The organism is Myxococcus sp. AS-1-15 (genome assembly GCF_020037055.1).
GTDB lineage: Bacteria > Myxococcota > Myxococcia > Myxococcales > Myxococcaceae > Myxococcus > Myxococcus fulvus.
The window spans coordinates 136,415-156,237 of sequence record NZ_JAIQDF010000008.1 but is presented as its reverse complement, the minus strand read 5'-3'; the positions used below and the strand labels follow the sequence as shown (position 1 = coordinate 156,237).

Sequence of the window (19,823 nt, the reverse complement as noted above, 5' to 3'; positions counted from 1 at the left end):
CCATGAGCGCGCCGAGGGCGCCTGGCGAAGGGAGGAAGGGCTTCGATGAAGCGGCTGCTCATCGTCGATGACGAGCTGGCCATCGTCGAGGCGCTCCAGGACATCCTCTCCGTGGAGGGCTACGGCATCCTCACCGCCTTCAACGGCGCGGAGGGGCTCCAGCGGATGGCGGACATCAAGCCGGACCTGGTGCTGCTGGACCTGATGATGCCGGTGATGGACGGGCGGGAGATGCTGCGCCGCATGCGCGACGACCCCGCCCTGAAGACCATCCCCGTCGTCGTCATGAGCGCCGGGCGCATCTCCGACGAGGAGCGGCGCTCCAGCGCGAGGTTCCTGGCCAAGCCCTTCGAGCTGGACCTGCTGCTGGACACCATCAGCGAGCTCTTGGGCGGCCCCAACGGGCCCGTGCCCGGGAGCGGCGAGGGCTCCCAGGGCTGAGGCCCTCGAGCGTGACGCCGCTCAGCCCGGCGTCGCGCGGAAGAGCGTGTCCCGGTAGTACTGGAGCTCGTTGATGCTCGAGCGCAGGTCCGCGAGCGCGGTGTGCCCGGAGGGCGGCTTGCGCGGCTCGACGAGGTTCGGGTACCAGGCGCGCGTGAGGACCTTGAGGCTCGTGACGTCCACCATGCGGTAGTGCAGGTAGCGCTCGAGCAGGGGCATGTACTGGAACAGGAAGCGGCGGTCGGTGTGGATGGAGTTGCCGGCCAGCACGCCCTCGCCCAGCGGGCAGTGCTCGGCCACCAGCGCCGTCACCTCGCGCTCGGCCACGCGCAGCGAGGTGCTGGAGGCGCGCACCTTCTCCAGGAGGCCGTTGCGCGTGTGCATCTCGCGCACGACGGGCTCCATGCGCAGGAGCACCTCCTCCGGCTGCCAGATGACCCGCTCGATTTCCGCGAGCGGGCGCAGGTCGGGGCCGGTGATGATGACGCCAATCTCGATGATGGCGCAGGACTCGGGGTCCAACCCGGTCATCTCCAGGTCCAACCAGACGAAGCGTGGTTCACGCGAGGGCATGCACCTGCCTATAGCAGCCCGCGCGTCCGGGCGGTGCGCCAAAGCTTGGCTCCGGCGCGAGCCCCCGACGGTCCACGGCCCGTCCGCGCGCCGTCGCACCGCGAGTCCCCAGGACGACCTCACTCGCGCGCGGCGAACCCGGGGGCGTCCAGGTGGCGGGAGAACCAGTCGGCCGCGCGGCGCGCCACGTCCCCCAGCGCGCCGGGCTCCTCGAACAGGTGCGTGGCGCCGGGGATGACGACCAGGGACTTGGCGCAGAGCAGCTCGTCGAACGCCTCCTGGTTCAGCTCGAGCACGTCCACGTCCAGGCTCCCCACCAGAAGGAGCGTGGGCGCGCGCACCCGCCCGAGCGCGGGCCCGGCCAGCTCGGGCCTGCCGCCGCGCGACACCACCGCCTGGACGTCCCCGGGATGCAGCGCCGCCGCCAGCAGCGCCGCCGCCGCGCCCGTGCTGGAGCCGAAGTAGCCCAGGCCCAGCCCCGCGAGCTCCGGCCGCGCCCGCGCCCAGCGCGTCACCGCGATGAGCCGCCGCGCGAGGAACGGGATGTCGAAGCGCAGCTCGCCGGTGCCCAGGTCCATCGCCTCCTCGTCCTCGGTGAGCAGGTCGAACAGCAGCGTGCCCAGCCCCGCCTCGCGCAGGCCGCGCGCGACGGCGACGTTGCGCGGGCTGAACCGGCTGCTGCCGCTGCCGTGCGCGAAGACCACCAGCCCGCGCGCGCCGGGCGGAACCCCCAGGCTGCCTCCCAGCTCCGCGTGGCCGGAGCGGACCCTCACCTCGCGAACGTCCACATCCAGGCTGACCTCGGTCGTCATCGCGGCGGACCTCTTGGATTGCGGGGGACTCCAGAACGCGTCACGGCTCACGACTCACATCCAGGAGCCGCCCGGGTCCGCGGACTCCAGCACCGAGCGCGAGCGCCACGGCGGCTGGCGCGAGCGCTCCACCAGGCTCTGCAGCTCCACGTCCGGGAACGCGCGGAAGTCGTCGTACGCCTCGGCCACGGTGCGCAGGCCCGGCTCCGTCTCCACGCACGACACCTGGTCCGCCTCCGCGCGCACCACCTCCAGCCCTCGCGGCGACGCCACGGGCGTGGCCATCACCAGGCGCGCCGGGTGCAACTGTCGCAAGGCGACGAGCGCGGCGGCGGCCGTGGCGCCCGTCAGCACGCCGTCATCCACCAGGATGACCGTGCAGCCGCCCAGCTCCGGTTGGGCCCGCCCGCGCAGGCGCCGCACCTGCGCCTCCACCTCGGCCGCCTCGTCGGACACCAGGGCGTCGACCTCCGCGCGGGGCATGGGCATAAGGCGCAGGGAATCCGAGAGCAGGAACCGGGCGCCGTTCTCGGAGACCGCGCCCAGCGTCATCACCCGGCCGGGGATGCTCAGTCGCCGCGAGACCCAGATGTCCAGGGGGACCTCCAACGCGCGGGCCACCTCGTACGCCACCCGGACGCCGCCCCGGGCCAGCCCCAACACGCGCACGTTGGAGCCCCGGTAGGGCAAGAGCGTGGCCGCCAGCCTGCGTCCGGCATCGGCCCTGTCGCGAAAGCGCATGCGTCATCCTCCTTGCTCCCAAGGAAAAGCACGGCCCGGCCTGCTTGCGCCGGAGGGGCGACCCACGGCCCGCCTGGAGGCATGTGCCCGGGGCGGACGGCGGGGGCCCGCGCTCCGGGGCACCGGGCGCGCTAGGGTGCGGCCCATGGACCCCCTCCTCCTCACCGGCACCGCCAGTCCGCACCTCGGGCGGGAGCTCGCCCTGGCCCTGGGCGTGCCCCTCGCCGACTGTCACTTCGAGCGCTTCCCGGATGGGGAGATGCACCTGGAGGTGCCCGCCTCGGTGCGGGGCCGCACGGTGGTGCTGGTGCAGTCGCTGACGCCGCCCGCGGGGGAGCACCTGCTGGAGCTGCTCCTGATGGCGGACGCGTGCTGGCGGGCCGGCGCGGCGCGGCTGGAGGCGGTGGTGCCCTACCTGGGCTACGCGCGACAGGACCGGCGCGCCCGGCCCGGCGAGCCCCTGGGTGGCCGGCTGGTGGCGGACATGCTGTCCCAGGGCCGCTTCGCGCGGGTGCTGGTGGTGGACCTGCACAGCCCCGCGCTGGAGGGGTGCTTCGACTCGCCCCTGGAGCACCTCACCGCGCTGCCGCTGCTCGCGGACGCGCTCTTGCCCAGGGTGAGCGACACGTCCGTGGTGGTGGCGCCGGACCTGGGCGCGGTGAAGCGCGCGGAGGCGCTGGCGCGGCTGCTCGGGCGCCCCTGGGCGGTGATTCACAAGGTGCGGCTGAGCGGGGACCAGGTGCACGCCAGCGGCCTCATGGGCGAGGTGCGGGGCAAGCGCCCCATCCTGGTCGACGACATGGTGTCCACCGGCGGCACGCTGGTGGCGGCCGCGGGCACGCTGCGCGACGCGGGCTGCGCGGACGACCTCACGGTGGTGACGACGCACGCGCTGCTCGTGGGCCCGGCGGTGGAGCGCCTGCGCACGCTGCCCCTGGGGCAGCTGGTCTCCACCGACAGCGTGGAGCCGCGCTCGGGGCTGCCCATCGAGCACAGGGTGGTGACGCTCGCGCCGCTGGTGGCCCGCGCGCTGCGGCCCTGAGCCGCTTCGCGTAGGGAGACGGAGCACACGCGGGGTGGGCCGCAAGTTCCGCCCGCGCCCCGGCGCGAGTCGGTCTAGGCTCCGGCGCCATGTCCGACACGTTGCTGACGAAGCGGGAAGCGGGGGTCCTCACCCTCACCTTCAACCGACCCGAGAAGAAGAACGCCTTCACGCATGCGATGTACGAGGCGGCCACCGCCGCGCTCCAGCAGGCGGCGACGGACGACGAGGTCCGCGTGGTGCTGCTCATCGGCGCCGGCACCGTCTTCACCGCGGGCAACGACATCGGCGACTTCATGGAGCACCCGCCCGCGGGCGAGGACAGCGCCGTGTTCCTCTTCCTCAAGGCGCTGGTGGACGCGCCCAAGCCCGTGCTCGCGGCGGTGGACGGCCCGGCGGTGGGCATCGGCACCACCATGCTGCTGCACTGTGACTACGTCATCGCCACCGAGCGCGCGCGCTTCCACATGCCCTTCGTGCAGCTGGGCCTGTGCGCCGAGGGCGCCAGCAGCCTGCTGTTGCCGCGCATGGCCGGCTACGCGCTGGCCAGCGAGCTGCTCCTGTTCGGCGAGCCCTTCGACGCGGCCACCGCGCTGCGCGCCGGCATCATCAACAAGGTCGTCCCCGACGCGAGCCTCCACGAGGTCGCCACCGAGCGCGCCCGCACCCTGGCCTCCCGCCCCGCCGAGGCCGTGCGCGTGACGAAGGAGCTGATTCGCGGCCCGCTGCGCGAGCAGACCCACGCCACGCTCGCGCGCGAGGGCGCGAAGTTCATCGAGCGCCTGGGCTCCACGGAGGCCCAGGAGGCCTTCATGGCGTTCATGTCGCGCGGCCGGAAGTAGCCCGCGGACCGCCCGGAGAGCCACGAAGGCCCTCCGGGCTTTGCGCGACACCCGCTTCAGCGCGTCTTCTGCAGCTTCGGCTGGGGGTGGGTGACGCGGCCGTCGAGGAACGACTCGACGCTCTGGGCCTGCGCGGCCTTCAGCGCCACGCACTGGTCCACCGACTCCAGCACCTGCGCCAGCGTGCGAGGCCCCCCCGGGGCCTTCTCGGCGCGCGGCGTGAAGAACTCCGCCAGCGCCTTGCGCTGCTCCTCACCGCAGAACGCGCGGCCCACGAAGGACAGCCGCCCCGCCGCGTCCTGCGGCAGGAGCGCGTCCGGCGAGTCGCCCACGAGCTTGTCGTAGTTCTTCGTCACGAAGTCGAACGCCACGCCCTGCGTCTTCACGTGCTGCGAGGCCGCGAACGCCATCCACACCGTCTCGCGCGGGTCCATCCCCTTCTCGAAGACGAGCCCCAGGTTCTGCTTCACCAGCTCCGGGTCGACGAAGCCGCTCAGCGCCAGAATCATGTCCCCGCGCCGCGAGCGGTCCTTCTCCGAGCGCACCGCCGTCAGCAGCTTCTGCTGGAAGGCCGCGTCCCCGTGCGCCGAGGCGATGGAGAGCACCGCGTCCACCATCTCCGGGTCCACCGCCGCGGGGTTGACGAGCCACTTGTCCGCGAGCCCCTTCGCCTCCGCCACCAGCTTCGGGTCCGCGCCGTCGCGGCCCGCGAGCCGGATGACGCGGGGACGCAACAGCCGCGTGTCCTCGCTCTCGCCCTTGCGCGGCACGAAGCCCAACTCCCGGGCCCGGGGGCCGTACGTCTCACGCAGGAAGCGCGCCCGGTCCGCATGCCGGCTCTCCGGCAGCAGCCGCGTGCTCACCAGGTCCAGCATCTCCATGGTGCTCTCGACGATGACCCGGTCCGGGTCGTGCGCCGAGCGCTCCGCCAGGGCCAGCGCCTCCGAGGCCGGCAGCGCCCCGGCCAGCGCCAGCGCCCGCACGTCGCCCAAGAGCGCCACCCGCTCCGCGCGCGACAGCCTCGCCATGCCCGCCTTCGTCAGCTTCTTCGCCGCCTCGCCCGCCAGTTGGATGCGGAAGAACCCCGCGCCCTCCGCGTTGGGGAACACCCAGGCCGGGCACGTCTTCGCCTCCGTCAGGGCCACCTCGGCGCGCTCGCCCTCCAGCACCGTGCACGCCTTCGCGTCCTTGTTGCCCACCGCGTACTTCACGCACACGGGCACCTTCCACGTCTGCGGCTGGGGCGCCTTCGAGCCCAGGCGCAGGTAGCGCTGCTGGGTGAGCACCACCTTGGGCTGGCCCGCGCCACACTCGAGCGTCGCCGTCACCAGCGGCGCGCCGCCCTGGTCCAGGAACGTGCTCAAGACGCCCGTCACGTCCTGCCCGGCCTCCGCCGACAGCGCGTCCAGGAAGTCCTTCGCCGTGGCGTTGGCGTGCGCGTGCTTCTTCATGTAGCGCTGGATGCCCTTGCGGAACACCTCGCGCCCCAGCCACTCCTCCGTCATGGTCAGCACCGCGGAGCCCTTGCCGTAGGTGATGCCGTCGAAGGCGTTGTGGATGTCATTGGCGCTGTCGATGGGCTGGCGGATGCGGCGCGCGGACAAGAGGCTGTCGGCGTCCAGCGAGCGGCTGCGGTCCTGCACGCGCTCCACCGGCGCGTCCCACGTCGGCTGCCAGGACTCGACGATGCGCGGCGTCACCCAGGACGCGAAGGACTCGTTGAGCCACAGGTCGTCCCACCACGCCAGGGTGACGAGGTTGCCGAACCACTGGTGCCCCAGCTCGTGCACCTGCGTCTCCGAGAAGGCGCGCTGGCGGCCGATGGAGTCCTCCTCCGGCTTGGACAGCATGAGCTGCGAGTTGAACGTCACCAGGCCCGGGTGCTCCATGGCGCCGCCGAGCAGCGGCACCGCGATGACGTCCAGCTTCTCGTATGCGTAGGGGATGCCGAAGTACGCCTCCAGCGCGGCGAGGATTTCGGGCGTCACCTTGGCGGCGTACGTGCCCTCCACGGTGCGGCCGCGCGGGGTGATGATGCGCGTCTTCACCTTCTTCTGTCCGGAGTCGGCCGCCTCCAGGAAGTCGAACGGGCCCACGCCGAAGGCGATGAGGTAGCTGGGCAGGGGCTGCGTGCGGCCGAAGCGGTAGGTGCGGCCGCCGTCGGGGCGGGCCTCCTCTGCCAGCTGCGGCGTGTTGGTGACGGCCACGTTGCCCGCGGGCACGTGGAAGGTGAACTGCCAGGGCACCTTGAACTCGGGCTCGTCGAAGCACGGGAAGACGCGGCGCGCGTCGATGGGCTCGAACTGGGTGAAGACATACCAGTCACCGCCCTCGTTCACGCGGAAGGCGCCATCCGTCTCCTTCTCGGAGGCGATGCCCTCGTAGACGACGCGCAGCTTCGCGGTGCCCAGCGTCAGCGGCTCCTTCACGGAGAAGCCCAGGAAGTCTCCCGCCTCGCTCCGGTGCACGGTCGCCTCGCGCGGCGTGCCTCCTTGCGTCAGCGTGGCCTGCTTCACGGTGAGGTTCTTGCCGTGCAGCCACACGACGGTGGTGGGCTTCGACACGTCGAGGCCGATTTCCGCGACGCCCTGGAAGGCGGAGGCCTTCGGGTCCAGGGTGAGCTCCACGGCGTAGCCCTTGGGACGCACGTCCTTGGGCAGGCGCAGCGTGGGCGGCGTGGGGGCCGCGGTGGAGGGAGCCGCGGCGGTGGTCGCCACGGGCTCGGTGGCCGGCGGGGTCTGCCGGGCACCGCATGCGGACAACAGGGCAACGGTGGCCAGCGCCACCGGACGGAGCAGGTTGGGCATGGCGCGCAGTGTGTCTTATGCCGAGCAGCCAGGGTAGCGCCGAGCGCGAGTGTGTCCTTGCCGGAAACTTCACTTCGGGGTGGAGTGCCCGCGTGTCCGCCTCCGCTCCCATTTCCGACCAGGTCGTCCCGGTAACGAACGCCCAGAAGCAGCCCGCGGAGCATCTGCGCCGCATCATCGGCACGCCGCCCGGCGCGCTGGTGAAGCTCCTGACGCGGCCCGTCTTCGCCTTCATCACCTGGCTGTCGCCCCAGTCGCGCGACGCACTCGCCCGCTTCGTGGGCAATCTGGCGTACACGCTGGGCATCCGTCGCCGCGTGGTGATGGACAACCTGGCGCGCGGGCTGCCGGAGAAGAGCGACGCGGAGCGGCGCGACATCGCGCGGGGCGCGTACATCAACATGTCGCGCGTGGTGTTGGAGTCGATTCCCGGTGGGGACCGGCTGCCCGCCGACTGGGGCGAGCAGGGGGTCGTGGGCCAGGAGGCCTGGGACGCGCTGCGGGCCCGGGTGGCCACGGGCCAGGGCGCGCTGCTGGTGACGGCGCACTTCGGCAACTGGGAGCTGCTCGGCGACATGCTGATTCGCTGGGGCGTGGGCATCGACGCGCTGGTGCGTCCGCTCAAGGGCGCGCTCAACACGCGCATCGCGGAGAACCGGCTGGGCTGCGGCGCGGGGCTCATCTATCCGCGCGGCGCCATCCAGGAGATTTCGGAGGCGGTGGAGCGCGGCGAGTCGCCCTACATGCTGCTGGACCAGGCGCTGCCGGCGAAGGCCGCGGTGTTCGTGCCGTTCTTCGGTCGGCTCGCGTCCACCACGCCCGCGTGCGCGGTGGCCGCGCAGCGCACGGGCGCGCCGGTGTTCGTGGTGATGGGCGTGCGCAGCGGCAAGGGCGCGCGCTTCCGGCTGGAGGTGGAGGGCCCCATCCCGGCGCCCGCGCCCGGTGAGTGCGCGGACCCGGTGACGGAGCACACCGCGCGCATCACCGCCGCGCTGGAGCGCTGCATCCGCAAGTACCCCGACCAGTGGATGTGGCTGCACCGCCGCTGGAAGGTGCAGCCGCCCGCGGCGACGGACGCGAAGCGCTGAGGCGCGCGCGCCCGGCTGCCCCCATCGCGCGGCCGCGTGATGCCGCCGCGCGACCACCCGGGCGGCGTCCGGCGCCCGCTGGGATGGACGCGAAGCGCTGACCGGGGCCCTACTCCACCACCACGCGGCGCAGGTGCGCGCCCAGGCGCGTGACGACCTCGTAGTGGATGGTCTGCGCCCAGCCCGCGAGCGCCTCGGCGGTGATGGACTCCTCGCCGTCGCGCCCCAGCAGCGTCGCCGTCACGGGGCGCTCGTCCGGCGTCGCCCGCGTCACGTCCACGATGAGGTGGTTCATCATCACGCGCCCCAGCACCGCGCACCGCCGCCCGTTCACCAGCACGTGCGCCTTGCCCGACGCCAGCCTCGGGTAGCCGTCGTAGTACCCCACCGGCAATACAGCGATGCGCGTGGGCTCCGACGTCCGGTACGTGCAGCCATAGCCCACGTACGCATTCGCCGGCAGCCACTTCACCACCTGACTCCCGCACCGCCACGACAACACCGGCCGCAAGGACGGCACCTCGCCCAGCACCAGCCGCGCCGACAGCCGCGTCTCCGCCGACGGCCACAGCCCGTACAACGAAATCCCCACCCGCCGCGCCTCGTAGCGCGCCCGGGGCAGCACCAGCGTCGCGGCGCTCGCGGCGATGTGCCGCTGCAACACCCGCCCGGTCCCCAGCTGCGCCGACAGCAGCCCCAGCCCCGTCTCGAACGCGTCCACCTGCGCCAGCGCGTACCCCTGCTCCGTCACGTCCTCCGTGTTGGCGAAGTGGCTCAGCCCGCCCACCACCTCCAGCACGTCGCGCGCGTCCACGAGGAACCGCGTCTCCCCGGGCAGCTGCTCCAACGTGAAGCCCTCGCGCCCCAGGCCCGTGTCGATGTGGACATGGACCCGCAGCGGCCGAGCCAGCCTGGCCGCGCGCAGCACCGGCACCGCGGCCTCCCAACCACGGTCGGCCACCACCACCTCCACGCCCTCCCGCGCCAGCACCACCGCCTCCTCCGGCGCCACCGCCCCCAGCACCACCACCTGCCGGGGAGCAAGGCCCTGGGCCCGCTCGTGCTCCCGCACCCGCAGCGCGTCCTGCGGCGCGATGAAGTACAGGATGTCCACCCGCCCATGGACCACCGGCAGCACCTGCGACAGCCCGTGTCCGTAGGCGTTGCCCTTGAGCACCACTCCCAGTGCCCCCGAGGGCCCCTTGCCCCCCTCCAGCGCCCGGAACACCTCCACGTTGTGCCTCAGCGCACCCGCGCTCAGCTCCAACCACGAGGTATGAGCCGCGTCCCCAGGCCCGCCACCAATGGACTCCACGTGCACCTCCGCGACGTCGACTCCCGTCCCATACCAGCAATGGCCGGGCCAGGGAGCGCGCGGTCCAGGGGCCGCGGGCGCCCGTTTCCGGGACAGGCGAGCCCCTTGTCACACAAGGCACCCAGGCGTCCCACTCCCGTCACGAGACGGGGCAAACAAGCGTTCACTTCGGAAATGGTCGAATCTGGATTACGGGAGGGGGGTGCTATCGTCCCACGGCGTGTCCTCCCCGGACGTTTCCCTGGCCCAGGCCTTCATCGCGGCGCGAGGTGTCCCCTGCGCGCCGGAGTCGCTGCCCCCGCTTCAGGCGTTGCTCGCGCGCGTGTTGGGTACGGCGCGCGCGGCGTGGCCCGGGGTGGAACTGGACGGCGCGCGCTTCGTCGTCCACCTGGCGCGGCTGCTCCCCGCGCAGGCCCCCTCCGAGGACGTGGAGAAGTTCCACCTCCCGGACGTCTACCTGGCGCGCGCGGCGGCGGACCAGCTCCCCTCCGCGTTGAGTGCCTTCGAGGCGAGCTTCATGCCCGAGGTGAACGCCGCCGTGGCGCGGCTGAAGCTGCCGCCCTCGGGGCTCGACGAGGTCCGCCAGCTTTTGCGCCAGCGCATGCTGGTGGGCAGCCAGGATGCCCCCGCCCGGCTGGCGGCCTACCCCGGCACGGGTCCCTTGAGCGGCTGGGTGCGCGCCGCGGCGCTGTGGCTCGCGCTCGACTGGCAGCGCCAGCGCGGCGGACACCCCCAGGCGGATGATGGGGATTTGTCGCTGCTCGTCGCGCCCGGGGACGACCCGGAGCTCGTCTACTTGAAGAACACGTACCGCGCGGAGTTCAGCGCGTCGTTCACCACCGCGCTCGGCACGCTGGAGGCGCGTCAGCGCAACTTCCTGCGCATGAAGTACCTGGACGGGCTGAGCATCGACCAGCTGGGCGCGCTGTACGGCGTGCACCGCTCCACGGCGGCGCGCTGGGTGGTGGCCGCGCAGGAGTCGCTCCTCCAGGAGACGCGGCGCCTGCTCACCGAGAAGCTGCGGCTGACCGGCTCGCAGCTCGACAGCGTGCTGCGCCTCATCTCCAGCCAGCTCGACGTCAACCTGAGCCGCCTCTTGCGCTCGAAGGTGGAGTGAGCGATGCGCACGCTCTTCATCGGCGACGTGCACGGCTGCGCGCGGGAGCTGGACGCGCTGCTGACCGCGTGCGGCTGGTGCCCCGACGACCGCGTGGTGCTGGTGGGGGACCTGGTCGCGAAGGGGCCGGACTCGGCGGGTGTGGTGCGGCGGGCGCGCGAGCTGGGGATGCTCGCGGTGCGCGGCAACCACGACGCGCACGTGCTGCGCTGGCACTCGGGCCGCGGGCCCGAGGGAAAGAAGCTGGGCAAGGAGCACCGCCAGGTGCTCGACACGCTGTGCGCCGAGGACTGGGCGTACCTGGAGGCGCAGCCGCTGTATCGCCGCTTCCCGGAGCTGAACGTGCTCGCGGTGCACGGCGGGCTGGTGCCGGGAGTTCCCCTGGAGGCGCAGCGCGCGGACGAGCTGCTCAACCTGCGCAGCATCGCCCCGGACGGGACGCCGTCGAAGCGGGTGGACGGCGGCGTGCCCTGGGCCAGCTGCTGGAAGGGGCCGGAGCTGGTCATCTTCGGCCACGACGCCATGCGCGGCGTGCAGCGGCATCCGCACGCGGTGGGGCTCGACTCGGGCTGCGTGTACGGCGGGCGGCTCACCGCGTACGTGATGCCGGAGGGCCGGCTCGTGTCCGTGCCGGCCCAGCGCGCCTATGTCGATGTGCACGGCTCGCCGTGAGGCGGGCACTCCGCGTCAGATGATGCCGCCGTTGGCGCGCAGCACCTGCCCGTTGACCCACGCGCCGTCGGGGCCCGCGAGGAAGGAGACCACCGACGCGATGTCCACGGGCTGCCCCAGCCGCTCCAGCGGGGCCAGCTTCGCCAGCCGGTCCACGACCTCCTGGGGCTTGCCGTCGAGGAACAGGTCCGTGGCGGTGGGGCCGGGGGCCACGGCGTTGACGGTGATGTCGCGGCCGCGCAGCTCCTTGGCCAGCACGCTCGTCATCGCCTCCACGCCCGCCTTGGTGGCCGCGTAGACGGCGTACGTGGGCTGCAGCAGGCCCACCACGCTGGAGGAGAAGTTGATGATGCGCCCGCCCTTGCGCAGCCGGCGCGCGGCCTCGCGCAGGGTGTTGAAGGTGCCCTGGAGGTTGACGGCGACGAGCCGCTCGAAGGCGGCGTCCTCCATGTCCGCCACGGGCGACAGCGTCATGATGCCCGCGTTGTTGACCAGCACGTCCACGCCGCCGAAGGCCTTCTCGGCCGCGTCGAACATGCCGCGCACCTGGGCGCTCTTGCTGATGTCCGCCTTCACGGCCAGGGCCTTGCCGCCGGCCCGCTCGACGTCACGCACGAGCGCCTCCGCGGGCCCCGCGGAGCTCGAGTAGTTCACGATGACGCTGAAGCCGTCCCGCGCGAGCCGCTCCGCGACCGCCGCGCCGATGCCTCGCGATGCCCCGGTGACGAGGGCGACCTTCGAACCCTGGATGCTCATGTGATTCCTCCCGGCCGGACTTCCGTGACGAAAGCCGGGAGGAACCATGTCTTTCGCTCGGCGGGAAGCAGGGAGTGACGCGGGGTCCGCCGTCACTGTCCGCTAGAAGTCGCGGGCCTGCTTGCGCAGCTCCGCGGCGAGCCGCCCCTCCATCTCCTCGCGAATCTCCTCGCCGTAGGCATCGCTCTCGTAGAGCAGCGTCAGCAGGCGGTCTCGCGCCACCTGGTAGCCCAGGAGCCGGACCGCCGTCTCCGGGGCCTTCCAGCGGGCGACGACCACGTACCCGTTCCGGGACGCGCGAATCTCCGGCTCCGGAGAAGAGGGTTCCTCCTGGGTGTCGTCGTACGCGTCAGGCCGGTCGTCATCGTCCACCTGGGCCTCCACGAGCGGCGGCGGCGCCTCGTCCATCGCGTCCTGCTCGACCGCCACGAGCGGCGGCACGTCCATCTGCGCCTCGCCCTCCCGAGCCCCTTCGCGCGATGAGGCCATCGCATCGTCCGCAGGAACTCCGCTCGCCTGGGCCCGCGCGGGTGCCTCGCTCCCCGCCTGTCCTCCCGTCGCCTGCGCCCGCGCTGGTGCCGCGCTCCCTGCGCGTCCTCCCGTCGACTGCTCCTGCGCGGGTGTCGCGATCTCCGCCTGTCCTCCCGTCGACTGCGCCTGAGCGGATGCCTCGCTCCCCGCCCGCCCTTCCATCGCCTGCGCCTCCACGGGAGGCGCCACGGTCACCCTCCCCGACTCCTCCACGAGCGGCGGCGAGGACATCGCCTCCGCCGGTGCTTCGCTCGTCCCGAACGCGGAATCTCGCCGCGCGGGCGCCCACTCAGCCGCGGGCGGCGACGTCTTGGTGAGCAGCCACGCCAGGTCGATGGACTCGCGGTACTTCAACACACGTCGCGACGAGCCTCGCTTCCGGGGCCGCCCGTACTTCGCGTTCAGCACCTCCACCATCTGCTGGTGCTCGTCCCGCAGGACCTCCGGGGTCGCGAAGCGCACGAACACCGAGCCCAGCTTGTCTCCCGCGAAGAGGAAGAACACCCGGGCCGGACGCTCCCCGAGCGTCGTCGACACCACCAGGTCCTCGCGCGCCGTCACCAGCGCCTCGGGGTACAGCGCCCGCACCTGCGCGCGCGACATGCCCCACTGCGTGGCCTGGAAGCCCTCGCCGCCATACTTGCCCGCATGGTCGGCCCGAATCGCCGCCCGGCGCTCGTGCACCGTCGGCCCGTGGTGACGCGAACCACAGCCGCCCGCGAGCAGCAACACCACCATCCACCCGTAACGCTTCATCGAGCCCATCTCTCCGGCTCCCGACTTCGAATGACCCGGCACCCCGCGCGAGCGTAGGCCAGGAGGCCCGCGCGAGACCATGCCAGTCATCCCGGAGGAGGACCCCACCGCCGGAGGCGGACACGAGGCCCACCTCCGGCGCGGCGTCACGTCCGCTACTCCACCTCCTCGAAGATGAGCAGGCCCCGCGAGGTGTCGATGACATACACGTGGCCGTCATCCGGGATGCGCACGCCGATGGCGCCGTCGAAGAACATCAACCCCCGCGCCCGGTCCGTCGCCCGCCAGGTGTTGTAGTAGGCGACCTCCTTCATCTCCGAGGGCCGCGACACGTCCAGCACCCGCACGCCGTGCTGGTAATGGCTCAGGTAGAGCCGATTCCCCTTCAGCTCCATGTTGTGCACGGAGACGCCCGGGGTGAGCCGGTACTCGCCGACGAGGATGGGGTCCTTCGGGTCCGTCATGTCGATGGCCCGCACGTGCCCTCCCCAGTCCTCGCCGCCCTCGAAGACGATGAGGCGGTTGTTCACGTAGTGCCAGCGGTTCGTGTGGCTGGTGGAGCGCGGATAGACATACTCCCCCACCTTCACCACGTTCGCCGGGTCGCTCACGTCGAGAATCAGCAGGCCCGCGCGCCAGTGATTCACGAACAGCCGGTTGCCCCACGCCGTGGCGTCATGCGGGAAGGAGGCCACGCTGGGATTGACGCTCGGGTCCGCGTAGCGACCGAGCAGCACCGGCTCCCGCGCGTTCTTCACGTCGAAGATGAGCGTCACCGGCGCCGGCGAGATGGACATCGCATACAGCCGGTCCATCGCCACGAAAACGGTGTGCACGTTGACCGCACCTCCGCCCGGCAGCGCGCTCACCAGCACCGGGTCCGCCGGGTCCGAGATGTCGAACACCAGCAGCCCCCGCGCCGCGCTGGCGACATACAGCGCGTCGTCCTTGGCCCACACGCCGTTCCAGTAGCTGTCCCCCGGGAAGAACACGTTCTTCACCAGCCGGGGCGCCTTGCGGTCCGCCAGGTCGAACACGTAGAGCCCGCCGGGCCCCTTGAACGCATCCTCCAGCGACACCACGTAGGCGTGGCCCTTGGTGACGAAGACGTCGGCCACCGTGCCCTGGGGCACCACGCCCTCACCCACCAGCTCCAGCTTGGAGCCCTCCGCCTCGCCCTCGCGCCGGCGGACCTTCTCCAGCTCGAAGGTGCCCTGGAACGCCGGCGTGCCACCCAGGCAGTTCACGAAGCAGCCCGTCAGCCGCGTCGAGCCCTCCGCCTTGCACCCCACCATCGACGTCCGGTACGCCCGCCCATCCGGGAGCGTGCCGCCGCGCGAGGCGAAGAAGGTGCTCTCATCCAGGCGCGACTCCGGGAAGGGCACGCCATCCTGGAACACGCGCCCGTCCTCCAGGATGCGCACCGCTCCGGTGCCCTGGCTGTTGTCGTTCGTCAGGATGTCATTGCCAATGACATGCAGGGTGAAGATGCCCGCGCCCCGCACCGCCCCCAGGCTGTCGCGCGAGCAGGCCGACAGGTCGAAGGACTCCAGCGTTCCGCACGCGGCGCTCGTACTCCCGGCGGGGAGCACCGGGCAGGCGGCGAGCGGCTCGGTGGACCAGTCCCCGTGGTCCTCCAGTCTGTGGGAGGGCCCCTGCTCCACGGGCACCTTCACCACGTCATCCAGCTCGCGGGAACACGCGCTCCCCATCCCCGCGCAGAGCAGGACCCAGAGCACGCCACCTTTCCACCGGTTCGTCATGAAGCTCCTCGTTCATGTGTTCCGGCCCCTGGACTCCCAACGTCCGGGGTCCCTCCCGCATATCGAACGAAAAGCCAGACGATTGCGCCGGCGGCGCGGAACCTTCAGGGCTGCGCGGCGTAGAGCTGCCCGCGCATCTCCCCGTAATAGGTATGCGCCTTGGTGTGCAGGTTGAAGTAGAGCACGCCCTTGCGCGCCAGGGACTCCAGGCTGGCCAGCGTCCGCGTCTGGGCAAGGAACCCCAGCTCCGCGGGGCAGCTCTCCGGCAGCCCGGGCTTGATGCCCTTCATCTCCTTGACGAAGGTGACGTTGGCGTTGGTGAGCTCCACGGACCAGCGCCCGTTGGCGAGCGTCTTCGACAGGTTGCCCAGCTCCCCGAAGTCCACCACCACCGGCCCGAGCACCCCGGGCGGCCCGCAGTGGATGTGGAACATGAGGATGTCCGCGGGATTGACGCCCGTCATCTCCACCTCCACGTAGGCCCGGGTCAAATCCTTGCTGAAGCGCAGCACGCCGTGCCCGCGGGACTTGCGCGCCTCGCGCGGCGTCGAGGGCGCGGTGGCGCCCAGGCTCTTCTCCAACAGCTTGGGCACCTCCGACTCCTCACCCGGCTCCTGCGCGGGGCTGAGGAACGCCTCGTAGACGGTGAAGGTGCTCGCCCCGAGCGCGGGGTCCTTGGCGTGGGCCGAGGACACGAGGACACAGGTCGACACGAGCGACATCAGCAACGGACGCATGGCGGGCTCCAGGGCGGGGATGAGACGCTCCTGGCGTAGCGTGGATGCGAGGGCCCGCGGATGGCCGAAGATGGCCACCCGATGGCCGCCCCGCCCCATCACAGCGGCTCGAGGAACTGGCGGATGTGCGTGAGCACCTGGCGCACCTTGGGAATCTCGCTCAGGGCCTCCGGCACGCTCAGCCTCAAGGGGCGCACCCGGCCCACCACGTCCGGGAGCACCGCCACCAGCGCGTCCCCTCCCGCCGGGTCCGGCAGCTCCACGCTGGGAATCAGGCCGATGCCCTGCCCCGCCAGACAACACACGCGGACGAAGTGGATGTCGGTGGAGATGAGCGCGGGCGCCACCGGGAACGGGGCCCCCGTGAGCGTGGGCCACACGCTCGCGTCGTCACCGGGCGCCTGCCAGCAGAACAGCTCGTGCGCCTTCAGGTCCTCCACGGAGGCGGGCACGCCACGCTGGCGCAGGTAGGTCTCGCTGGCCCACAGCCCCTCGCGCACGCGCAGCACCACCTGCGACAGCCATGGCCCGCGGGGCAGCGCGTCGCCGAAGTGCGCCGCCAGGTCCACGTCCTCCAGCGACTCCGACAAAGGGTGCTCGCTGAAGCGCGCGTGCACGCGCAGCTGGGGATAGGTGGTCCTCAAGAGCCCGAAGAGCGGCGCCAGCAGGTGCGGCGGCATCCCCACCGGCAGCACCACCCGCAGGGTGCCGGAGGGCGTGTGCCCCACCTCGCGCAGCGACGCCACCAGCGCGCTCGTCTCCTGCATCATCAAGCGGCCCCGGCGCGCGAGCAGGGCCCCCGCCTCCGTCAGGATGATGCCCGTCCGGGTGCTCGTGAGCAGCGGCACGCCCGCGCGGGCCTCCAGCGCCTCCACGCGCCTGCGCAGCGTGGTGCGCGACACCGCCAGCACCTCCGCCGCCTCCAGGTACGAGCCCGTCTCCGCCACGCCCACGAAGGCTCGCAACTCTTCCAGGTCCATGCCGTCCTCGCTCCGGTGGAGGCCACCGCGCGCATCTTCCCTGAAGCCCGCCCGCCCGCGCGAGCCCGCCCTCCGCGCCCGGAAGCGTCCGGCACGCGCGGCTCAGTACACGCGGCCCCCGTGGACCGGGCCCGCGCGCAGGTACTCGACGCCCTCGAGCACGAGTCGCCCCGTCGACGGCTCCACGTGGCCCACGCGCTGCCGCGTCATCCAGGACCGGTCCACCTTGACCAGGCTCCAGCCGTCGCAGTCCACCGGGGATGACCCGACGAAGCGCCCCAGGTCCAACGTGAGCTCCCCCGCGGACGTCACGGGGAACTCGACCTCCCGGGCCCCCTGTGAGGGGACCGCCACGGTCTCGAAGCGCGCGCCCGCCAGGTACTCACAGGCGGTGCGCGGGGGGCCTGTCAGCGCCGCGGCCTGGCGCGCCTCATGCGGCGAGCGCCGCTCGGACATCTCGTCGATGGGCCCCTCGGGCCGTGCCCAGGGCAGCACGGCGTCCGCGCCCGAGGGCGCGGTCGGGTGGTCCGGCAGCACCGCCGTCACCTCCACCCTCCGGAACAGCCCTGGCTCGACGCGGACCGAGCTCGCGCGGCCGTCCTCCGCGACCACCGTCACGAACCTCGCGTGGGGGAGCTCCACCCGGAAGACGCCCTCGGTGAACGCCACCCGCCCCTTCATCCGAGGCTCGTTGCCACACAGGCCGCCCGGCAGCGTGAAGGAGACGAAGCCCCGGGCCACGGGCCTGCCGCGCGCGTCGAGCACGCGCCCCCTCACGTCAATCCCATCCTCGAAGGTGCGCATCGGCCCGGAGGGCCCCTCGACCCGCGAGACCGGCAGGTACACCGTCGTCGGCTCCGGCGGGCGGACGTCCCAGAGGGCCCCGCGCGACTGGCTCAGCCACAGCAAGAAGCCCCCCGTCACCAGGACCTGGCGCCAGGGCCCCAGCCGCCTCCATACCGCCGTGGTAGCCTGCGGGATTCCTCCTCCCTGCCTCCCAATCCCCATGAAGAAACTCCTGATGGTCGCGGGCGTGCTGTGCGTGCTGCTCGCGGGTTTCGCGCTCAAGACAATGAGAGACGCGGGTCAGTTCCGTTCCATCGCCCCCCACGCCCCCGGCAGGTGCAAGCCGGTGTCGGGCATGCCCGGCGCGGAGGACCTCACCTTCCATCCGAGCGGCGAGTACGCCTACGTGTCCTCGCATGACCGCCGCGCGGCGATGGCGGCCGGCGCCCCCGTCCGGGGCGACATCTACCGCTACTCGCTCGATGGCGACACGCCGCCGGTGCTGCTGACCGGGAGCTTCCAGGGCACCTTCCAGCCCCACGGCATCAGCCTGTACGTGGACCCCACCGGCGCGCAGACGCTCTTCGTCGTGAACCACCTCCCGGGGCACCGCAACACCATCGAGCGCTTCGAGGTGGGCAGCGATGGCCTGCTCGTCCACCGCGCCACCCGCGAGGGCCCCGAGCTCGTCTCGCCCAACGACGTGGTCGCCGTGGACGCCGAGCGCTTCTACGTGACGAACGACCACGGCAACCCGCCGGGCTTCTGGCAGACCCTGGAGGACTATCTCCAGCTGGGCCAGGGCAACGTCCTCTACTTCGACGGCCAGCGCTTCAAGAAGGTCATCGAGGGCACCACGTACGCCAATGGCATCAACCGCTCCCACGACGGGGCCACGGTGTACCTGGCGCAGGCCGTGGGTCGCACGCTCGACAGCTACTCGCGCGACGTGGAGACGGGCGCGTTGACCCTGCGCCACTCGCTCGCGCTGGACACCGGCCCGGACAACATCGAGCTCGACGCCGAGGGCAACCTCTGGGTCGCCGCCCATCCGAAGCTGCTCGACTTCGCCGCCTATGCGGGCGACACCACCGGCAAGGCCCGCGCGCCCGCCCAGGTGCTGCGCCTGTCCGGCACCGACGCGGACATGAAGGTCACCGAGGTCTTCCTCGACGACGGACAGCAGACCTCCGCCACCGCCACCGCCGCCGTCTTCGGCAAGCGGATGCTGCTGGGCCCTGTCTTCGAGAAGGACTTCCTCGACTGCGAGCTGCCCTGAGGCCCACCAGAATCCGACGCGCCCCTTGTCCCCCAGTCCCGGCCGGCTTGTCCTGACTTGAGGGGCTCCCCACCCTCCGTCGTGTCGAGGTAGGGCGAAGTGTCACGAGGGGGATGGCTGCATGGGGAGTCGGATGGGTTGGCGAGGCATGGTGGGGCTGGGTGGGCTGCTCGCGACGTTCGCGCCCTGGAGCGCGCAGGCCACCGAGCACGCGGGCGAGGACTGGCGCCCCAGCTCCGGGTACTCACTCAAGAAGGACAAGCGGCACCGCCGTCACCACGAAGAGGCCGCCATGGGCGGCTCCGGCATGGCGGCCATGTATCCACGGCTGGGCGGTCACGTGGGCTTCGCGCTGCCGCTGCTCAACATCACCGACGATGACACCACGGTCATCGGCGGGGACTTCTTCTCCCTGGGCCTGACGCCCGGCATCTCGCTGAAGCTCACCGAGCAGTGGACGCTCGACTTCGAGTTCATCGCCTTCAGCCGCTGGGACTTCGAGAAGGACGGCGAGCCGGAGCGGGTGGGCACCAGCTTCGTGGTGGACCCGGGCCTGCTCTACAACTTCGGCGGCTTCACCGCCGGCGTGCGCCTGGCCATGCAGGTGGGCGCGGGCCAGCCGTTCAACCTGGGCGTCGTGCCCATCGTCGTGAAGCCCTTCCCCATCACCGAACACCTCAAGTGGTTCCTCGAGCTGGACCTGCCGCTGTTCTTCACCGGCGCGCCGGGCGACAGCGGCTTCAGCTTCGGGCCGCAAATCCAGACGGGCATCGCCTTCTGAGCGG

19 protein-coding genes are annotated in these 19,823 nt (G+C 72.0%); 8 read left to right on the top strand and 11 right to left on the bottom strand.

Annotation, left to right across the window (positions count from 1 at the left end; genetic code table 11):
• Positions 1-45 precede the first annotated feature (45 nt).
• Positions 46-441, top strand: a complete 396-nt coding sequence (locus K8625_RS22260) for a response regulator (RefSeq protein ID WP_223750405.1) — start codon at positions 46-48, stop codon at positions 439-441.
• A gap of 21 nt (positions 442-462) precedes the next feature.
• Here K8625_RS22260 and orn read toward each other — a convergent pair whose 3' ends face one another.
• The 3 genes from orn to K8625_RS22245 form a co-directional block, all read right to left on the bottom strand.
• Positions 463-1,014 carry an oligoribonuclease gene (gene orn / locus K8625_RS22255; RefSeq protein ID WP_046716931.1) on the bottom strand — a complete coding sequence of 184 codons (552 nt, stop codon included), beginning with the start codon at positions 1,012-1,014 and terminating at the stop codon, positions 463-465.
• 119 nt (positions 1,015-1,133) lie between these two features.
• Positions 1,134-1,826 (bottom strand): dienelactone hydrolase family protein, encoded by a 693-nt coding sequence (locus K8625_RS22250; RefSeq protein ID WP_223783824.1) that lies wholly within the window; start codon positions 1,824-1,826, stop codon positions 1,134-1,136.
• Between the two features lie 54 nt (positions 1,827-1,880).
• Positions 1,881-2,567, bottom strand: coding sequence for a phosphoribosyltransferase (locus K8625_RS22245; RefSeq protein WP_223750407.1), 687 nt, complete (start codon positions 2,565-2,567; stop codon positions 1,881-1,883).
• 136 nt (positions 2,568-2,703) lie between these two features.
• On the opposite strand from K8625_RS22245, the gene K8625_RS22240 reads away from it, so the two are divergent.
• Positions 2,704-3,609 (top strand): ribose-phosphate pyrophosphokinase, encoded by a 906-nt coding sequence (locus K8625_RS22240; protein ID WP_223750408.1) that lies wholly within the window; start codon positions 2,704-2,706, stop codon positions 3,607-3,609.
• 89 nt (positions 3,610-3,698) lie between these two features.
• Entirely contained in the window at positions 3,699-4,451 is a 753-nt protein-coding gene (locus K8625_RS22235) for an enoyl-CoA hydratase (RefSeq protein ID WP_223750409.1), read from the top strand.
• A gap of 56 nt (positions 4,452-4,507) precedes the next feature.
• On the opposite strand, the gene K8625_RS22230 is transcribed toward K8625_RS22235, so the two are convergent.
• Positions 4,508-7,258, bottom strand: coding sequence for a M1 family metallopeptidase (locus K8625_RS22230; protein WP_223783823.1), 2,751 nt, complete (start codon positions 7,256-7,258; stop codon positions 4,508-4,510).
• 92 nt (positions 7,259-7,350) lie between these two features.
• On the opposite strand from K8625_RS22230, the gene K8625_RS22225 reads away from it, so the two are divergent.
• A complete protein-coding gene (locus K8625_RS22225) occupies positions 7,351-8,346 on the top strand; it encodes a lysophospholipid acyltransferase family protein (RefSeq protein ID WP_223750411.1) in 996 nt (331 codons plus the stop codon).
• A 109-nt stretch (positions 8,347-8,455) separates the two neighbouring features.
• Here K8625_RS22225 and alr read toward each other — a convergent pair whose 3' ends face one another.
• Positions 8,456-9,667, bottom strand: a complete 1,212-nt coding sequence (gene alr / locus K8625_RS22220; protein WP_223783822.1) for an alanine racemase — start codon at positions 9,665-9,667, stop codon at positions 8,456-8,458.
• A gap of 196 nt (positions 9,668-9,863) precedes the next feature.
• Here alr and K8625_RS22215 point away from each other — a divergent pair, with 196 nt between their 5' ends.
• Together K8625_RS22215 and K8625_RS22210 are read left to right on the top strand one after the other, a co-directional pair.
• Complete coding sequence (locus K8625_RS22215; protein WP_223750413.1) at positions 9,864-10,778, top strand: transcriptional regulator; 915 nt, start codon at positions 9,864-9,866, stop codon at positions 10,776-10,778.
• A 3-nt stretch (positions 10,779-10,781) separates the two neighbouring features.
• Complete coding sequence (locus K8625_RS22210) at positions 10,782-11,450, top strand: metallophosphoesterase (RefSeq protein ID WP_223783821.1); 669 nt, start codon at positions 10,782-10,784, stop codon at positions 11,448-11,450.
• A gap of 15 nt (positions 11,451-11,465) precedes the next feature.
• Here the strand turns inward: K8625_RS22210 and K8625_RS22205 are convergent, their stop codons facing one another.
• The 6 genes from K8625_RS22205 to K8625_RS22180 form a co-directional block, all read right to left on the bottom strand.
• Positions 11,466-12,206, bottom strand: a complete 741-nt coding sequence (locus K8625_RS22205) for an SDR family oxidoreductase (RefSeq protein WP_223750414.1) — start codon at positions 12,204-12,206, stop codon at positions 11,466-11,468.
• 102 nt (positions 12,207-12,308) lie between these two features.
• Positions 12,309-13,493: a hypothetical protein gene (locus K8625_RS22200; protein ID WP_223750415.1), complete on the bottom strand. Its 1,185-nt coding sequence runs from the start codon at positions 13,491-13,493 to the stop codon at positions 12,309-12,311.
• Positions 13,494-13,648: 155 nt separating this feature from the next.
• Positions 13,649-15,256, bottom strand: coding sequence for an LVIVD repeat-containing protein (locus tag K8625_RS22195; RefSeq protein WP_223750416.1), 1,608 nt, complete (start codon positions 15,254-15,256; stop codon positions 13,649-13,651).
• A gap of 104 nt (positions 15,257-15,360) precedes the next feature.
• Complete coding sequence (locus K8625_RS22190; RefSeq protein ID WP_141332680.1) at positions 15,361-15,993, bottom strand: CHRD domain-containing protein; 633 nt, start codon at positions 15,991-15,993, stop codon at positions 15,361-15,363.
• 98 nt (positions 15,994-16,091) lie between these two features.
• Complete coding sequence (locus tag K8625_RS22185; RefSeq protein WP_223783820.1) at positions 16,092-16,973, bottom strand: LysR family transcriptional regulator; 882 nt, start codon at positions 16,971-16,973, stop codon at positions 16,092-16,094.
• A 102-nt stretch (positions 16,974-17,075) separates the two neighbouring features.
• On the bottom strand, positions 17,076-17,897 hold the full coding sequence (locus tag K8625_RS22180) for a hypothetical protein (protein WP_223783819.1): 822 nt from the start codon (positions 17,895-17,897) through the stop codon (positions 17,076-17,078).
• Between the two features lie 82 nt (positions 17,898-17,979).
• Between K8625_RS22180 and K8625_RS22175 the strand changes: the two genes are divergently transcribed.
• On the top strand, positions 17,980-19,038 hold the full coding sequence (locus tag K8625_RS22175; protein ID WP_223783818.1) for an SMP-30/gluconolactonase/LRE family protein: 1,059 nt from the start codon (positions 17,980-17,982) through the stop codon (positions 19,036-19,038).
• A gap of 133 nt (positions 19,039-19,171) precedes the next feature.
• Complete coding sequence (locus tag K8625_RS22170) at positions 19,172-19,819, top strand: hypothetical protein (RefSeq protein WP_223783817.1); 648 nt, start codon at positions 19,172-19,174, stop codon at positions 19,817-19,819.
• Positions 19,820-19,823: the final 4 nt, after the last annotated feature.